This window comes from Riemerella columbina DSM 16469, from assembly GCF_000374405.1.
Lineage (GTDB): Bacteria > Bacteroidota > Bacteroidia > Flavobacteriales > Weeksellaceae > Riemerella > Riemerella columbina.
In genome coordinates this window covers 1-17,246 of the sequence record NZ_KB894283.1, presented here as the reverse complement: position 1 = coordinate 17,246, position 17,246 = coordinate 1, and the positions used below count along the sequence as shown (strand labels likewise).

Genomic DNA, 17,246 nt, shown 5'->3' with positions numbered 1-17,246 from the left:
ATATCCTTAGTCTCCCACAAGAGTTTCAAGTATTAGATTATATTGAACCACACACTAATTATGCTTTAGTATGGCTTAATATTACTTACAAGATACCTTTATCAATAGACTATAGGGGTCCCCCTGAATTTTCTCAACACATATAACCTAAAATGTGATGATTATCTATACTCTCATCATCTTATTTAATCAATAAAAGATATTGAGGAGTTTATTTTAATCATTAAAAATCAATTGTTGACTTTTACAATAAATTTAGGTCTATTCCTATGTTTAGAATAGGTGCTAAATGTTTTACAAAAATTCAAAAAGGTGGACTTCATTAAAACAATTTTAGTGTATCTTTTCCTTTTCTCTTTTGGTATTTACTACTCCCAAACACAACCGAAAGATGGAAAAACTGTAGCGATAGATACCGTGCATATAAAACAAAAAGGCTCAATAGAGTCTGTAATTAAATTAAAACAAAGAAAAACATATACGGGTGGTACATTGGCAGATGTAGTATCTACACAACCTGGCATCAACTTATTACAAGTAGGCGCACATCAGTCTAAACCAATTATAGAAGGGCTTAGAAATAATAGAATTTTAGTCCTTACTGATGGGGTAAAATTAGTGGGACAAGATTGGTCTGATCAGCATGCAACAGAGGTAGATGTTTCGGCTTTTCAAAATATTAAAATCCTGAAAGGAGCTAAGAGTGTTCGCTATGGTGCTGGGGCACTGGGTGGTGTTATCTTATTTGAACCGAAGCCATTTACTTACCATAAATTTATTAGTGGTAGTGCAGAAGTATCTGGTGGTTCTAATGCCAATAAAACACAAATGAATGCTACACTAGAAGGTGGATTTAAGAATCGTTATGCTTGGCGTTTACAGCAAAGTTATTATACTGCTGGAGATTATAAAACAAGAGAATACTATGTTAATAATACGGGCTTAAAACAACTTAATACCGCTTTGGCATTGGCATATAAATCTTCTCAATTCAAAAGTCAAATATCTATCAACCGATTTTCTTTGGAAAATGGAGTGTTCTATGGAGCCTTGACTGGCAATATAGAAGAGTTTGAAAATCGAATCTTATTAGGACGCCCAAGTAGAACACTGGCATTTTCAAGCCAAATTACTGCACCAAAACAAAATGTAGAACATTGGGTAGTAAAATCAGATAACGAATGGAACATAAATACTAATGATAAGATAGAACTCTTATATAGTTTCCAAAAGAATATAAGAAAAGAATTTGAGGTTAGAAGAATGGATAGAACCGAAATACCTGCACAAGATATGGTACTCACCTCCCATTTTATCGAAGGAATATGGACACATCATTACCAATGGTTTAGTCCCAAAATTGGAATTCAGTACCAATATCAAAATAATTATAATAAGCCTGGTACTGGTGTTGTTCCTTCCATTCCCAACTATAAATTACATAATTATGGTATATTCCTTATTTCAGAATACCAAACTAATAAACTTGGAGTCTCGTTAGGAGCTCGCTATGATTATAGAACTACTAATGCTTTGGGGTACAATTGGCTAGGGCAATTATATGGAAGTAGGAGAAAATTCACCAATACCTCTTATCAACTCGCTGTAAAATATCAAATTAATAATCAATGGCAGTATTTTGCAGATATAGGTATGGCATGGAGGAGTCCAGAACCCTATGAATTATATGTTAATGGTAAACAACATGGGCTTCCTATTTATTATATAGGTGACCAGCAACTGGATTCAGAAAGAGGGTTAAAAATCACTAATAAAATAGAGTACAAAGCAGAAACTTTCGGCATAGGTGCTTCAGTGTTTATTCAACCTATTAAAAATTACATTTATCATGTACCGAATAAACAGTATAAGCAATTATTTTCTGGACCAGCAGCTCTATTTCAAACTAAACAAACAAATGCTTACTTTAGAGGTGGAGATATTTCTCTAGAGTGGACGCCTATTCGTAATATTAAATATGAAGCCAATGCATCTTTAGTAATGGCTAATGATACAAAAACCAATGGCTATCTACCTATGATTCCGCCATTAACCATCAATCAAAATTTTACTTGGAATATTCCAAATAACAAAACTAAAGACCTCTATATAGCACTAAGCCATTATTATCAAGCAAAACAAAATCGTTTTGATAAGAAACAAGATTTGGTAACAGATTCGCCAAACGCATACCATTTGTTAGGAATAAATATAGGTACCGAAATTTATTATAATAAAAAGAATACTTGCTTTTTTCTATTAAAAATAGATAATCTAACGAATCAACTTTATAAAAATTATACCGATCACTACCGCTATTTTATACATGGTAAAGGACTGGATATACAATTTAAAACAATCATTAATTTTTAACTTTATAAATTTTTACATTATGAAAAGATTAATTTCTTTAAACCAATTGTTCGTAGTACTACTAACTGTACTAAGTTTATTAGGGTTACAATCTTGTAATAGAGATGACGATCCTATAAAGCCCACAAATGAAGTAACCGATAAAGGACACGAAGAGTGGTCTAAAGTTACTTTTAAATTTACAAAAGGACATCTACATGGGAAAAATTTCCATGGCGATCCGATTAACCCAGAAATAAAATACTTTAAATCGGTACAAGAAATCTCGTACGAGGTAGATGAAAAAGGTGATCTTAAAGTAAGTACTGACCAGCCTATTCGCTTTATAAAAGATACACAATATGCTTTAGAAATCACTTATTACAATAAAAAAGGAGAAGCTATCAATGGAGAATTTGTAACTGCAGAAATGGCACCTATTCACCAGCATTTTTTTATGGCTAAAAACATTAAAACTTTAGAAGGGAAAGGGGTAGAAAAACCTACCAATACTCTTTTAGACTATTTATATAGAGATACCAATCCTTGGGATCAAATGTTCAGATTCGGTGGACAACTTAGAGACGAGAAAGATCCAATAGGTTTAAAAGGGTACTTTACTATTAAAGAAAAATATCTACAATATGACTTAAATGTAGTATTAGTACATGTTATAAAAGGGTCTAAACTAGACGATAATGGTAACCCTTATCCATTCTATAACCCAAGCAAAAGAATATTAGGGGTTCAGGATTTAAATATCAAAATCCCAGTAAGAGTCTATGGGGAACACCCAGGCGGGGATTCAACAGGCTATACTTCGGAAGACTTAGTAAAAGATATTGCTAAAGAATTTAACATCTCTTATGATGAAGCCTTTGATGATTGGGATAAATCCTTTGACGCACCTCATGATAGTAGTAAATACTGGATGTAATTACTACCAAAAAGCCAGTTCAATATTTTATTGAACTGGCTTTTTAAATTTTTACAACTCTTTCCTTAATCTTGCCACTGGAATATTCAGTTGGTCTCTATATTTGGCAATAGTTCTTCTGGCAATATTGTAGCCTTTTTCTTTTAGAATTTTTACCAAAGCATCATCGGTATAAGGTTTGCGTTTATTTTCGTTGTCTACCACCTCTTGAAGGTAAGTTTTTATTTCTTTAGTAGACACCTCCTCACCATCTTCATTGGTCAAACTATCCGAAAATAAATCCTTTAGTAATAAAATTCCGTTTGGAGTATCCGCATACTTACTTTTTACCACACGAGAAATGGTAGAAATATCAAACCCAGTAATATCGGCTACATCTTTTAGAATCATCGGCTTTAAAGACTTATCGTCGCCCGTTAAGAAATAGTCGTGTTGCAATTTAATAATCGCCGAAATGGTTTGCATCAGCGTATTTTGTCTTTGATTAACGGCATCTATATACCATTTAGCCGCATCCAACTTTTGCTTAATGAATAACGCCGCTTTTTTATGCTCTTTAGAATCTTTATCTTGGGAATAGGTATCCAAAATATCGCGGTATTCGTTGGATACTCGCAATTGTGGTGCATTTTTACTATTGAGTAATGGAATCACCTTATTATCCTTAACCTGAATGGTAAAATCTGGAATAATTTCTTGGTTAATGGTAATGGTTTGCGTATCAAAATTACCGCCCAATCGTGGGGAAAGGTGGCTGATTTCATCAATCGCCTCTTTCAGTTCCTCTTCCGAACAACTGAGGCGTTGCATTATCTTTTTGTAATGTTTATTCGTCAGCGCATCAAATTGGGTTTCTAATATTTCCTCTGCCAGTTCGGTATACTCATCAGGATTGGTATTGAGCTTAAATCGAATTTGAAGCAATAAGCATTCTTGCAAATCTCTTGCCCCAACCCCTGGCGGGTCTAACTTCTGAACCCTTTTAAGTAAAATATCTAAGACATGCGCCTCCGTAGTGTAAATTCCTTGAGAAAATGCCAAATCATCTACCAAAGATTTTACTTCCCTACGAAGGTAGCCGTCGTTATCCAAGTTACCGATGATGTATTCTGCAATTTTTAAATCGTCCCCAGAAATGCGTCTTAGGTGAATTTGTTCCATCAAATAATCGTAGATGGTTTGTCCTTCGGTAAGCAAACTTTGCTGGTCAAATTCCTCATCATCTGGGGAATAGTTGCTAGATGCCGTTTTATAAGACGGTTCATCGTCAAAAAGATATTCGTCTACATCAAAATCCGTTTCTATGGTTTCCGAATCTTCATCATTTAATTCTGAAATTTCTGCATAATCATCCTCTGATGCTTCCTCGTCCCCATCTTTTTCTAGGGCTGGATTTTCCTCCAATTCTCGCTCCAGTTCTTTTTCAAAATCAAGGGTGTGCAACTGGATGAGTTTCATCAGTTGTATTTGTTGAGGGGCTAATTTTTGCCCCAATTTCATTTGTAAGTTTTGTTTCAGCATAATTTAGAACTCTGCATTTTTAGGGGTTCTAGGGAAAGGAATCACATCGCGGATATTCGTCATTCCCGTTACAAAAAGTACCAAGCGTTCCAAGCCTAAGCCAAAGCCTGCGTGCGGTACAGAACCAAACTTTCGGGTATCCATATACCACCAAAGTTCGTGTTCATCTACATTCATTTCGTTCATTTTTTGTTTTAGAACATCTAGGCGCTCCTCTCTCTGCGAACCTCCAATAATTTCGCCAATACCTGGGAATAGTACATCCATCGCCGCTACTGTTTTGCCATCTTCATTCAAACGCATATAGAATGCTTTAATATCTTTTGGATAATCGAATAATACTACTGGACACTCAAAGTGTTTTTCTACTAAATAGCGTTCGTGTTCCGATTGTAAATCGGCGCCCCACTCCTCTACAGGAAACTGGAATTTCTTTTTCTTATTTTCTTTAGAGTGAAGCAAAATTTCTATCGCTTCGGTATAACTTACGCGCTTAAAGCGTTTTTTTACAATATTTTCAAGCTTTTCTATTAAGCCTTCTTTCGCTCTATCTTTTTCTGGTTTTTGTTTTTGCTCGTCTGCAAAACGCTTATCCAAAAATGCCAAATCATCCTGACAATGGTCTAGCACATATTGAATCACATATTTTAAGAAACGCTCTGCTAAATCAATATTATCATCCAAATTATTAAAAGCCACTTCTGGCTCTACCATCCAGAATTCAGCAAGGTGGCGCGTAGTATTAGAATTTTCCGCACGGAATGTTGGTCCAAAAGTGTACACTCTACCTAAGCCCATTGCCGCTGTTTCTGCCTCTAGCTGACCAGATACGGTAAGGTTAGTTTTTTTACCAAAAAAATCTTGAGCATAATCTACCGCACCATTTTCATCCTTTGGAATATGGTTAAGGTCAAAATTGCTCACCCCAAACATCTCACCTGCTCCTTCTGCATCGGCGCCTGTGATAATGGGTGTATTGATATAATAGAATTGATTTTCATTAAAGAATTGATGAATCGCAAAACTCACCGCACTTCTTACTCTAAATACGGCAGAAAATAAATTGGTTCTAAAGCGAAGGTGTGCCTGCTCTCTTAATTTTTCTAAAGAGTGTTTTTTAGGCTGAAGAATCGTTGACTGCAGCTCATCAAAATAATGGTCGCCTAATAATTCTATTTTCTTCGCCACAATCTCTACCGACTGCCCTGCGCCTTGGCTTTCTACAACTTCGCCCGTTACCTTTAGCGAAGCTGCGGTATTAATTTTCTTAATGGTATCTTCATCAAATTGTTCAAAGTCTACCACCACTTGAAGGTTGTTAATTGTAGAACCATCATTAAGTGCAATAAATCGGTTAGAACGGAAAGCTCTTACCCATCCTTGCACGGTAATATCATGATGTAATAAACTTTTGTAATCGCTTAATATGTCTTTTATCGTTTGTTTTTCCATTGTATTTTAAAATCTCTAACTGCAAATGTAAAAAAAATTGGCTTAATTTTTGATAAAGTGCGGAATTTTCACATTCAAATATTATCTTTGAACATAAATCGTCCCATTACTTTAATTATAAAAAATGTTAAAGTATTTAGATTTTATAAATGCATTCTCTACCTTTGCACAGATGTTTAGTAAAACACGACATATTAAAAACCAGGTGAGCATTGTACTTTCTAGTTTCTATGCATTGCTGTTGGTATTGTCTAGTGTTTTGCACCAGCATCACGATAGTGGCATTGACAATTTAGAATTAGCATCTTACACTAAAGACCATACCCACGCGGTAAAGACTCAAATATCTAAAACATTAGACGACTGTTTAATTTGTCACTTTTTTTCCACTGGGCATTCTTTAATCCCTGAAAAAACGGAATTCAATACTTTAGAAGTCGTCGCTTATCATAAAATTTCTGATGCCTATACTTTAGAACATTTAGTATCAGAAAAAATCTATTTCTCGCTAAGAGCCCCACCTACGATAGCCTAATATCACTCAATAATTATATTGTTCTATTTCAATAGGACAAGGGTTCTTAACATTTTATATATTAATTCAATGAAACTTTTTTGGATAGGTCTGTTACTCGTATGGAGTAATAGTTTCTACGCACAGCAGTATCGTGTGGAAGGTCAAGTCAAAGACTTACACGACAATTCCGCACTAAGCCATGCTACCATTCAACTTGATGGAAAAGTAGTCGCACACACGAATACTAAAGGATTTTTTAGTTTTTCCGCAAAAGAAGGACAATACCAAATCCATGTTACCCATAGTGAGTGCCAGCCTTATACTAAAACCATTCGTGTAGCCCAATCGCTACACATCAATATCTATTTAGAACACCATACCCAAGAGATAAAAACCGTAGTATTACACGGACTCCATCAAAACCGAAGTACGGCAATCATTAAAACTTTAGATAAAACAGCATTAGAGGAAAAAACGACAGAAAATTTGGGGAATATATTATCCAATATTTCTGGGGTTCATACACTGAAAACGGGGAATAATATTTCTAAACCTGTTATCCATGGACTCTATGGCAGTAGAATTTTAGTTTTGAATAATGGCGTACGAATGGCAGAACAAGAATGGGGTGTAGAACACGCGCCTAATGTAGATACAAACGCCTATGAACACATCGACTTAGTAAGAGGTGCCGAAGCCTTAAAATACGGTGGCGATGCTATAGGTGGCGCAGTGCTTTTGGAATCGCCAAACTATCCAAAAAAAGATACTATTATAGGTAAAGTTAGCCTTTCTGGAATTAGTAATGGTAAAGGATTAGCCCTAAATACTGATGTAGCAAAAACCTGGCAAAATGGTTGGTCGGTGCGGACGCAAGGGTCTGCCAAAAAGCTAGGCGATTTGCAAACCCCACATTATAGTTTACAAAATACTGGAACGGAAGAAAATGCCTTCCATATTGCCATCCAAAAAAAGGAATATGAATATGGCATAAGTGCTAAATACAGCCTAATCCACCAAAATTTTGGAATCTATAAAGGGGCACACATCAGCAATGCAGGCAATTTTGCCGATGCCATCAATCATGGATTGGCGTTCTATACGGGAAACTTCAGTTATAACATTGAAAACCCTAAACAAGAAGTCAGCCATCAGACGGCTAAAATTGAGGCCTATAAACGCTTTGGCGCTTGGGGAAAATTCAGTTTGGCATATGCTTATCAGCAAAATCACCGCTATGAATTTGATATTCGTAGAGGCCATTACAACCCAAAACCCGCTACGGATTTACTATTGACCACCCAAAATCTTAGTTTAACACATTTGTTACAAAGACAAGGCTGGACATTAGAAAGCGGTGTATCTGGTGGTTATCAAGTCAACTATCCCGACCCAAAAACCGAGCGTTCTCGATTAATTCCCGATTACGAAAAGTATGAAGCAGGCGTGTTCTCGATTTTAAAATACCATCAACGAAAATGGCATACAGAAATCGGGGCTCGGTACGATTTCAACTATTATGATGCGTATAAATATTATCTCAATAAAGACTGGGCAAAGTTTAGTTCTCGCTATCCTCAGTTTGTATTAGAAGAAAAAGGCGTTAAAACTTTAGTCCATCCACAGTTGTATTATCATAATATTTCGGCATCGGTGGGAGTTCATTATCAAATGATGAAATACCTCAATGCTAAGTTGAATATCGTACACAATAGCCGAACGCCCAATGCGGCAGAACTTTTCGCCGATGGCTTGCACCATGCGGCAGCGATTATAGAACAAGGCGACCTTTCTTTACAAAAGGAAAACACCTATCAAGCCCAATTACATTTAGATTTTAATAATCAAAAACTAGGGGTCAGCGTGAGTCCTTATATCTTATGGTCGGATTCGTTTATTAATCAAACGCCTAATGGTGTGCAAAGTACCATTAAAGGGAATTTTCCTGTATGGCAGTATCAGCAAATTAAAGCCAAAATGTGGGGTGTAGATGCCGAGGCTTTTGCAAAAATAAATCCTCAATGGCAATGGAATGCAGCGTTTAGTTATGTCTACGGACAAGACGACACCCACAACGAACCTTTAATTTTGATGCCACCAATGCAGGTAAAAAATACATTGACTTATCAATCTAAAACTAAGAACCCTTGGCATATCGGCGTAGAGCATTTAATTATATTTAAACAACAAAGATTTCCCTTAAGAGCTATTCCCTATGATGTTTACGAGAATAATACCGTACGCACAGAATGGTTAGATTTAAGTACACCACCAGCGGGGTATCAATTGGTAAACCTCAATACAGGAATCGCTTTTAACCAACATCTTAAGTTGAATCTAAGGGTTCACAATCTATTCAATACCGTTTATCGAGATTATCTTAATCGACTAAGGTTTTTCTCTGATGCACTGGGTAGAAATGTAACCCTTACCATTAATTATCATTTTTAAAACAAACATTAAACTAATTAAAAAACACAAACATTATGAAACTATCATTTTTAAAACCATTCGCATTATCATTAGCTACAGTTTTCGCATTAAACTCTTGTAGAAGCGATGACCACAAAATTCCAGAAGATGTTCACAATCATGATGAAGTACAGTATCTAACGGCAACTATCGTCAACAAAGCTGATGCTAACGATGTACAAGTGACCACATTTAAAGGAGAAGATGCCAGCAAAGACATTATCCTAAAAAATGGAAATGTTTATGATGTTACCCTTTCTCTAGAAGAGCCGCACGAGGACCACACCCACAATGTTACCGAAGAAATCATTGAGGAAAAAGAAGACCACTTCTTTACTTATCGTTTTGCTGAGGTGAGCGTTAATATCAAAAGAACAGACGATGCTAATACCACGAGAAAAGATGGGACTAAAATTGGACTTAAAACCCAATGGACTGTAAATTCTGCACCGAAAGATGGCGCTAAAGTCAATATTAAACTTCACCACAAACCTGCATCTGTAAGTGTAGCCGATGCCAATGGCAACGAAGCTGGAAGCGCTAAAGGTGGCGAAGAAGACATCAACGCAGTTTATAATATCAAATAAAATTCCATAATACATTTTATTTGTTGGTCTGCTTCTTATTTTTTAAGGAGCAGATTTTTTATATTATATACTGATAAAAACATAAAAATTTCTTATTTTTGCACTCATAAAAAAATGAACTAATGAAGGTTACGATTAAAAATCACGACGAGGTAAGTGCATTGCTTACCGTTACTTTGGATAAGAAAGACTATAAAGACAAAGTTGAAAAACAACTGATTAACTACGCAAAGAATGCGACTATTCCTGGATTTAGAAAAGGGAAAGCCCCTCTAGGAATGATCCGCAGACAGTATGAAGCGGGACTTACTTACGAAGAAATCAATAAGCAAGTTTCAGAAGGTCTTAACAACTATATTACTGAGAAAAAACTAAGATTGGTAGGTCAGCCAGTACCTGTTCCAGTAGAAGAATTGGATACCAACCAAGAGCAAATTGAACTACCATTTGAGGTAGGTTTCGAGCCTGAATTTACTATTGATTTGGCAAAATACGAAGCACCACACTATAATATTGAAGCCTCTGATAAGGAAATCAACACCAGCATAGAAAATATGCAGAAGCGATTTGCAGAAAGAGATCCTCAAGATAAAGCGACTAAAGACTCTTACATCGCCGTAGAGGTAAAACAAGTGGTAGAAGAAGACGCAGAAGGCGAGCATAACCACGCACCTAAGCATGCAGTAATCAACGCTGAAAATAAACCTGCTTTCGCTTTAGTTAAAAAACTTAAAAAAGACGAAAGCGTAAAAGTATCTAAAGAAGACTTAACTAAAGACGAAGAATTGGCTAAAGGCTTAGGACTCTCTAAAGACGAAGCAGAACACCTACACCACAATGAAGTGGAAGTTACCGTAAAAGACATTTATAAATTGAATCTTGCTGAGTTGAATCAAGACTTATTCGACAATGTGTATGGTAAAGATACCGTAAAATCTGAAGAAGAATTGAAAGCAAAAGTAAAATCAGAGTTAGACGAGTACTTCCAACAAAATGCCGATGTTCACTTTGTAAACAAAGTATTAGAACAAATTACTGAAAAAGAAGAAGTCCAGCTTCCTGAAGCCTTTTTAGTAAAATGGTTAATGTTCTCTAACCAAAACATTACCAACGAGGCACAAGCAAAAGAAATTTTCGATGCTGAAAAAGACCAAATTAAATATCAAATCATCGAAAGTAAATTGATGAACGATAATGGTATTACTATTGACTATGCCGATGTACTTGCCCAAGCAGAACAGTTGGTAAGAAACCAATTGGCGATCTATGGTATCCACCATTTATCTGATGAAGAAATTCAGAAATATGCTGTGGAAATGTTGAAAAACCAAGAGCAAGTAAGACAAATTTCTTCTGAAGTTGCTATGGCTAAGTTAAAAGATGTGATCTTAGAAAAAGCCACTAAAAAAGAAGAAAAAATCTCTCACGAAGATTTCTTGAAAGAATTACAAAAATAATCTTCCATAATATAAATTCCAAAAATCCCCAGACGCAAAGCGGTCTGGGGATTTTTTCACTTAAATAGAGCGGGTAAAAAAGCTTAGAGTTTGTGGTGGCGCAAGGTTTTGTTTCTATCCATTACTGCATACTCCTATATTTTTCCACTTAGAGACTTTGCTTACCGACAAACGCATCGTTTGTCGGCAAGCAAAGGGTGTCTTTGTCGTACGACAAAGACACCCTTTACAAACTAACCTCTAATTGAAAGCTTTAATAACCAATGGACTAACGGTCATAATTACCCGTATAATCCTGCAAACCCAACCCTATAGATAACAAAATTTCGGCTTTGGTCGTACGACCAAAGCCGAAATTCACTTATTAACCTTATTAAATTTTCTATTGTAAGAATCCTCCCCAATTTCTAAGCGATTACTACAGGAGTAGATAAAGTCTCCGTGCGTGGGGTTTTTAGAACCGTCTTGCCACTACTAAACTGCGTGGTTACGCTCACCTCATAGTTACCACTCGCTAAATCTGCAGGAACTAATATCAATAATCTTGAAGGCTCATTAAGAACGATGTTTTCCATTGGAAGCTTGGTTTCTTGGCTGTTGTCTAAGTTTTTAAACACCACACCATTTTTAGGGTCGCTGCCCTCTACCTTAATATAAGTCCCTTTGATTTCGGCGTTTTTACCTTTGGTGAGGGTACCGTCGGTTTTGTTTGTTGCCTTGTCGGTAATGCTGAAAAGGCTCATCGGGCTGGCTTGTTCACCAAGGATTTCTACTTTGGTGTCCTCGCTGGCTTTTCTAAGCTCCAACCCTTGGTTTACATTTACATACACCGAGTGTTTTTCCTTGTCAAAAGACTTGTCATAGAACACCCCTTTGATGGCTGGGCGCATATACACCAAGCCTGTGTTTACGCTATACCCATTGAGTACCAATTCCGATGCCTTGCGGTTAAAGCGTGTGATGATGTCTATGGCAGTCTCGGTTTGGATTTCCATACCCTCTTTTTGTAGCGCCTCGACCACTTCTTTCAGCCCAAGACTCCCGTTCATCAGCGGCACGGCAATAAAATCTGCCTTGTCGTCTTTGGTTAAAAGATTAGGACGAAGCCATGCTTTTAAGTTGTTCATAATTTTATTGTTTATATTTATAATTCATATTCATAATTCTTCTTTTTGTTTCTTAATTCCCATGGGGTACTTTCCTCATTTCTTTACGCTTGCTCCACATAATCCACTTTTGCAGACTTCTTCTTTCAACCAACTTTTTTCCTTGATGAAAAAAGTTGCAAAAAAATCAAGAGCAAGTGAAATGGGCTACTGCGTACCGTAGGACTACACGGGCTTGCCTCCCTTTCTCCCTAGGCTTATCCCTCGGACGCGCACCACTCCGCCTACTGCCCATCTCTTGCTCGGTAAGGCTTCGCTTGAGCGAGCTGTAGGTGAGTTTGCGTACGCAGAGCGAGTAATGGTTATCCCCACAGAAAAATAACTATTCACAGAGACGTTAAACTATCAATCTTTAATACAACGTATGCCGTATCCTGCATCTTTTGGCTGCCAACCATGTTTTACTATATGCCTAACGACTCCCCCCAGATTCCAATAAGCAACAACTACAGCATGTCTCCCATCTTTAGTCCCTGTATTATTATCATAACTATCTTCATAATCATTTGATGATGTCCATAAATATAGCTCACCTACTAAATCTCTAACATAAGGAAAGTATCTATTGAAAAAAGGACCTTCAAATCTTCCATTTCCACTTCCCTTAAATACATCTTCGTGCCAATCCCACACTGTTTTTATCTTACCTCTATATACATATGTCTTGTATTCTTTTATAGACGGAGCATGATAGCCTGTAGGACAAGGGTTATGAAATTCCTTTAAATCTTCCTTTTTAATCCATCCAATTTTTTTTAGTTTCGCTTCAATTTCATTCTCATCAGTTAAGCCAGATAATAACTCATGTCCATCTGGCATACGCCCCCACTCAAAATGGGAACCAAAAGCATCTTTATCTCTAATATTTTTAGCTCTTTGAAAAGGATAAAACACAGGTTCCTCTAGCTTAGAATAATTCGCACCTAAATTATTATTAAGCCATATTTTTCCGTCCGTTCCTAAAATTGGCATATAAAACATATCATGCTCATAAGCATTTTCCGCTCTATTTCCTGCATAATCTCTAGTTTTCTGATTAGCATATCTGTCTGGTATCCCTGGTAGTAGTCTTACTTCTAATTTTCTGTTAAACAATACATCTTCAAGTGTTGTAGTGGTTTCATTTAATCTAGGAATTTCAAAAGTAGTCAATAGAATCCCTTTTCCATCTTTACCTATGCCATTATTCATATCTAACTGAACAAGATCTATAGGCTTTTCAGCCGATATATAAAGGAGCATACTAATATCGCCAGAAGCTCTTAAAGAATTTTGAGATGTTGGTTCTGTAGAAAAATAAGATTTTAAATATACTTCTACATCTGTATCGGAATTTTTTATATACTTAGCTGGTATTCTTGCCGTGGCAATCGTAGAGGGAATTTCTAATTCTTTTGCATTGGATGAGCTTGCAGTGAAAGTCACATTTACAGCGTATACATGTTTTTGTAATGCTTCATTTGGCGTAAACATAGTAATACCACTCCCTCCTCTAAAGTCCCCTATTTTCCCTTGATAATTGAGCAATGGATCTTTCTTGCCATTAGCATCTTTTTTTCCTAATTGTGCCGTGGCAGGCTGAGAACTTAAATCAAGCGAATTAAACGGATAATAATTATCATCATAAACAGAGGCTAAATATCGTACGGGCTGTACATTAACATCCCATCCGTCTGGGACAATAAATTCCGCATCTGGAGCATCCAACGCCTCCAGCACCACTTGTGCTTTTACCGAACTAAAACCACAACAAAACAAAGCTACTATATATATTAATCTCTTCATAAGTCATTATTTGTTATTTAATAGCATCTCCTGTAACGGTTGCTGCATTTCCGGTATATTTAATTACACCTACAGCAGAATATCTGGTTCTCGTTTTAGTACCTCGTGCCGTTCTTAGTGTAACACCACTTCCTACAATAGTAACTTGCCCTGCGCCTTCTTGTACTACCACACAACTAAACCCAATAGGCAATGCAGATGGTACAGTAACCTTAGCTGCTGCAGAACTGTTAACATAAACAAAGCCCCCATTATCAGAAGCCGATAATGTAGTACTACCTGTAACTACTCTTACTGGACTTTTTGTAGAGATAACATTTGAACTACTTATCTGAATACCTGTACCCGCGGTATAGGTTTTACCTAAAGAACTCGCATTACCTATTTTCAACACCCCATTAGCATCTGCCATCACGACGCGGTCACCAGTACCTTTGAGGCTCGTGGTTTTTATCTTGCCGTTTACTTCTAACTTTTCAGAAGGTTTATCTGTTCCTATACCTATGTTTCCGTTCGCTAAATTCATAACCATTGTATAGTCATAGCCATTTTGTGTTCTTCCTTTATCATAGCCATAAAAACCAAACACATCTCCCAAACCGCCTATATTTACAACATGTCCACTAGAGGTCTTTTGTCTTAAAAATGGATGATACGAACTAGAAGTTTGACCTGACCCCGTAATCCCAGAAGTTCCTGTTTTCCCTGTAAGCCAAGAGCCGGCATCCGTCTTTACCTTCATATTTCCATCTACATCTAGCTTTGCAGTTGGTGTGTCTGTTCCTATTCCTACATTGCCATATAATGATATATTTTCCTGCTCTAATTTAATACTGCTTTTAAGTGAATTCATTAACAATATCCCATTAGTGATTTTAGTTAACGCTACCACATCCGAGCCAGTATTATTATTAAAAATGATACTACTCTGAGTAATAGTTAGATTGTTTTTCTCACTACTATTTTTCTTAAAAATCAATTGCTTGTCATTTGTATAAATGGTCGTTTCTTTCGTAAGCGTTCCGCCTAACTCTATATTGTTTCCACTTTTGGTTAAACCATTCGCAGCTCCTACAATGGTATTCGCATCAGTCGCTGGTGCCCATGTAGAGCCATTCCATTTTAAGACTTGGCTTGTACTCGTTCCAGCTGGCAAGGATACGGTTTTGCTTTTAGCGTCGTAGGTAATCCCTCTAGTAGCATTTACCACCCCTGATGGCCCCTCTGGGCCTCTGGCTCCAGTAGCACCCTTAGCTCCTGGCTCTCCTTTGTCTCCCTTAGGACCCGCTGGACCAGCAACACCTTGTGGACCTCTTGCCCCAGCAGCTCCAGTCGCACCTCTCTCTCCTTTTGGGCCTTGTGCTCCTACAGGGCCTGCTACTCCACGAGGACCTTGCGGACCCTGTATACCTGTTAAACCTCTTGGTCCTGCATCGCCTTTTTCGCCTTTATCGCCCTTTGGTCCTGCTGGACCAGCAACGCCCTGTGGTCCTCTAGCTCCTGTAGCACCAGTCGCACCTCTTGGTCCTATCAAACTTGTGGAAGCTCCCCACGAAGAAGAAGTTTTAGGTCCGTAGATTTGGTTTGTTGTGGTATTGATATAAAAATCGCCTATCTTTCCAGTGCTTGTACTTGGAGCTGTTGTGCCGCTTAGCAAAGTCTTGCCATCTTCTCCTTTTACACTTACTCCTTCTCCCATGGCTTTCCAAGTACCGCCGTTAAGACTATTGCTTTTGTTTTCGTAGTAGTAAAAGCCTGGCTTCACCTGTACACTCCCAATCCCAGAAACTCCCGTCGCAGTATTATAGACCACCATACCGTCCATACGAGTAGGAAAATTATTAGCCACATTAGGTCCCGACTGAACTAATGTAGTTAATGCTACTAAATCTGTACGAGGAAATACAAGACCTTTTCCTAAATTTAGACTACCATTCCATGTAGTGGATGAAGAAGCGTCTAGAAAAGAAGAAGATGTATTTATCGTTCCACCCTTAACATTTTCGTTAGTTCTTATCTGTGCTTGGGTAAAATAAGTTATTCCCAATATTCCTATTAAAATATATGTTTTTTTCATAATTTTTAATTTCAAATTTTATTAATATGCCGTGATATTTACCCAATTAGTACCATCTGAAATATAACAAGATGAAAGTGTTGCCTCTGCTGATTGTGATTGTCCCACCGCTATATCTGGCACAAATCTAAAATTAGCGTTACCCTGATTATAAAAACAAATCTGCCTTCCTTTATTACTCATAACATCAGGCATATTGATAGTTCCTCCTTGGTTATTGGTTAGACGAACTAAATCATCAGTAGGAAGTATTGTTACAGTGGTTCCGTTATCTGTTCGCGTGTTCCACACATATCGAGTATTAGACGGACTTCCTCCTAATTTTTGCCAAACTTTTTCTTTAAAGAAATAAAACCCTTTTTCATTTACTAGAGAAGTAGTACCAGTAAGGCTTCCGTTGGATACATCGTCTACATAAATAAGCGTAGATTCTGCAACAGTAGTTCCCATACTAGCGGCTCTTTGGCGGCTCACTCTTGGGATCAAAACACCCTCTACACTGGTTCCGTTCTCATCAAAAGTTTTAACTTCTAAAGTTGCGTGCGGTTTGTCTATGTTAACCCCTACGACTCCTTGTGTTTTTTCTTGCTGTCCAAACACTTGTGTACTCAAGCCTACTGCGGCGAATACGGCTAAATTGATAATTGTTTTTTTCATAAAAATTAAATTTAAAGTTGTTAATAATTTATTTGTTTAGTAGCTACAGGACTAAAGCCTGCAACTAGGAGTTGAACCAATTGTTTTAAATTGCCAGTAGCAAGTAATGAGTTGTTGTATAAAGCTCTAAGCCTTTTGCCTACGGCGAGGGATAAGTGATGAGTTTTGAGTGATGAGTGATTGCCTGAAGTATTTAGCCTACGGCATAATGCTTTCCAATATCTAATTTCTAAGCTCTTATTTCTAAAATCTATACTTTTGCCTAC

Annotated in this window: 12 protein-coding genes and 1 pseudogene; 6 read left to right on the top strand and 7 right to left on the bottom strand. The window is 37.1% G+C overall.

The genetic code is table 11. The annotated features are described in order from the left end of the window. Positions 1-312: 312 nt before the first annotated feature. Both C237_RS0112160 and C237_RS0112155 read left to right on the top strand, forming a co-directional pair. A complete protein-coding gene (locus C237_RS0112160; RefSeq protein ID WP_033399042.1) occupies positions 313-2,373 on the top strand; it encodes a TonB-dependent receptor in 2,061 nt (686 codons plus the stop codon). A gap of 19 nt (positions 2,374-2,392) precedes the next feature. Then, positions 2,393-3,289, top strand: a complete 897-nt coding sequence (locus C237_RS0112155; protein ID WP_026315685.1) for a hypothetical protein — start codon at positions 2,393-2,395, stop codon at positions 3,287-3,289. A gap of 51 nt (positions 3,290-3,340) precedes the next feature. Here the strand turns inward: C237_RS0112155 and rpoN are convergent, their stop codons facing one another. After that, the gene (rpoN, locus tag C237_RS0112150) at positions 3,341-4,810 is read right to left on the bottom strand and encodes an RNA polymerase factor sigma-54 (protein WP_026315684.1); all 1,470 of its coding nucleotides are present in this window, start codon (positions 4,808-4,810) and stop codon (positions 3,341-3,343) included. Between the two features lie 3 nt (positions 4,811-4,813). Further along, positions 4,814-6,262 (bottom strand): asparagine--tRNA ligase, encoded by a 1,449-nt coding sequence (gene asnS, locus C237_RS0112145; RefSeq protein WP_018676732.1) that lies wholly within the window; start codon positions 6,260-6,262, stop codon positions 4,814-4,816. A gap of 124 nt (positions 6,263-6,386) precedes the next feature. Between asnS and C237_RS0112140 the strand changes: the two genes are divergently transcribed. From C237_RS0112140 to C237_RS0112125, 4 genes are all read left to right on the top strand, one after another. Further along, positions 6,387-6,797 (top strand): hypothetical protein, encoded by a 411-nt coding sequence (locus C237_RS0112140; protein ID WP_018676731.1) that lies wholly within the window; start codon positions 6,387-6,389, stop codon positions 6,795-6,797. Positions 6,798-6,866: 69 nt separating this feature from the next. Next, entirely contained in the window at positions 6,867-9,230 is a 2,364-nt protein-coding gene (locus C237_RS0112135; RefSeq protein WP_018676730.1) for a TonB-dependent receptor, read from the top strand. Between the two features lie 35 nt (positions 9,231-9,265). Next, complete coding sequence (locus tag C237_RS0112130; protein WP_018676729.1) at positions 9,266-9,838, top strand: hypothetical protein; 573 nt, start codon at positions 9,266-9,268, stop codon at positions 9,836-9,838. 122 nt (positions 9,839-9,960) lie between these two features. Further along, positions 9,961-11,295 carry a trigger factor gene (locus tag C237_RS0112125; protein WP_018676728.1) on the top strand — a complete coding sequence of 445 codons (1,335 nt, stop codon included), beginning with the start codon at positions 9,961-9,963 and terminating at the stop codon, positions 11,293-11,295. A gap of 407 nt (positions 11,296-11,702) precedes the next feature. Here the strand turns inward: C237_RS0112125 and C237_RS0112120 are convergent, their stop codons facing one another. The 5 genes and pseudogenes from C237_RS0112120 to C237_RS14795 all read right to left on the bottom strand — a co-directional run. Beyond that, the gene (locus C237_RS0112120) at positions 11,703-12,422 is read right to left on the bottom strand and encodes a DNA-binding domain-containing protein (protein ID WP_018676727.1); all 720 of its coding nucleotides are present in this window, start codon (positions 12,420-12,422) and stop codon (positions 11,703-11,705) included. Between the two features lie 384 nt (positions 12,423-12,806). Beyond that, positions 12,807-14,246, bottom strand: coding sequence for a hypothetical protein (locus C237_RS0112115; protein ID WP_018676726.1), 1,440 nt, complete (start codon positions 14,244-14,246; stop codon positions 12,807-12,809). A gap of 13 nt (positions 14,247-14,259) precedes the next feature. Next, positions 14,260-16,323 (bottom strand): collagen-like domain-containing protein, encoded by a 2,064-nt coding sequence (locus C237_RS14065; protein WP_018676725.1) that lies wholly within the window; start codon positions 16,321-16,323, stop codon positions 14,260-14,262. A 21-nt stretch (positions 16,324-16,344) separates the two neighbouring features. Next, positions 16,345-16,980, bottom strand: a complete 636-nt coding sequence (locus tag C237_RS14060; RefSeq protein WP_018676724.1) for a hypothetical protein — start codon at positions 16,978-16,980, stop codon at positions 16,345-16,347. Positions 16,981-17,000: 20 nt separating this feature from the next. Next, positions 17,001-17,246, bottom strand: a pseudogene (locus tag C237_RS14795) (hypothetical protein); the annotation flags it as partial.

Excerpts from the sequence above, each read along its gene's own strand:
- C237_RS0112120 (WP_018676727.1), bottom strand. The coding sequence starts at position 12,422 with ATGAACAACTTAAAAGCATGGCTTCGTCCTAATCTTTTAACCAAAGAC.
- C237_RS0112115 (WP_018676726.1), bottom strand. The coding sequence starts at position 14,246 with ATGAAGAGATTAATATATATAGTAGCTTTGTTTTGTTGTGGTTTTAGT.
- C237_RS14060 (WP_018676724.1), bottom strand. The coding sequence starts at position 16,980 with ATGAAAAAAACAATTATCAATTTAGCCGTATTCGCCGCAGTAGGCTTG.
- asnS (WP_018676732.1), bottom strand. The coding sequence starts at position 6,262 with ATGGAAAAACAAACGATAAAAGACATATTAAGCGATTACAAAAGTTTA.
- C237_RS0112155 (WP_026315685.1), top strand. The coding sequence starts at position 2,393 with ATGAAAAGATTAATTTCTTTAAACCAATTGTTCGTAGTACTACTAACT.
- C237_RS0112135 (WP_018676730.1), top strand. The coding sequence starts at position 6,867 with ATGAAACTTTTTTGGATAGGTCTGTTACTCGTATGGAGTAATAGTTTC.
- C237_RS14065 (WP_018676725.1), bottom strand. The coding sequence starts at position 16,323 with ATGAAAAAAACATATATTTTAATAGGAATATTGGGAATAACTTATTTT.
- C237_RS0112130 (WP_018676729.1), top strand. The coding sequence starts at position 9,266 with ATGAAACTATCATTTTTAAAACCATTCGCATTATCATTAGCTACAGTT.
- C237_RS0112125 (WP_018676728.1), top strand. The coding sequence starts at position 9,961 with ATGAAGGTTACGATTAAAAATCACGACGAGGTAAGTGCATTGCTTACC.
- C237_RS0112140 (WP_018676731.1), top strand. The coding sequence starts at position 6,387 with ATGTTAAAGTATTTAGATTTTATAAATGCATTCTCTACCTTTGCACAG.
- rpoN (WP_026315684.1), bottom strand. The coding sequence starts at position 4,810 with ATGCTGAAACAAAACTTACAAATGAAATTGGGGCAAAAATTAGCCCCT.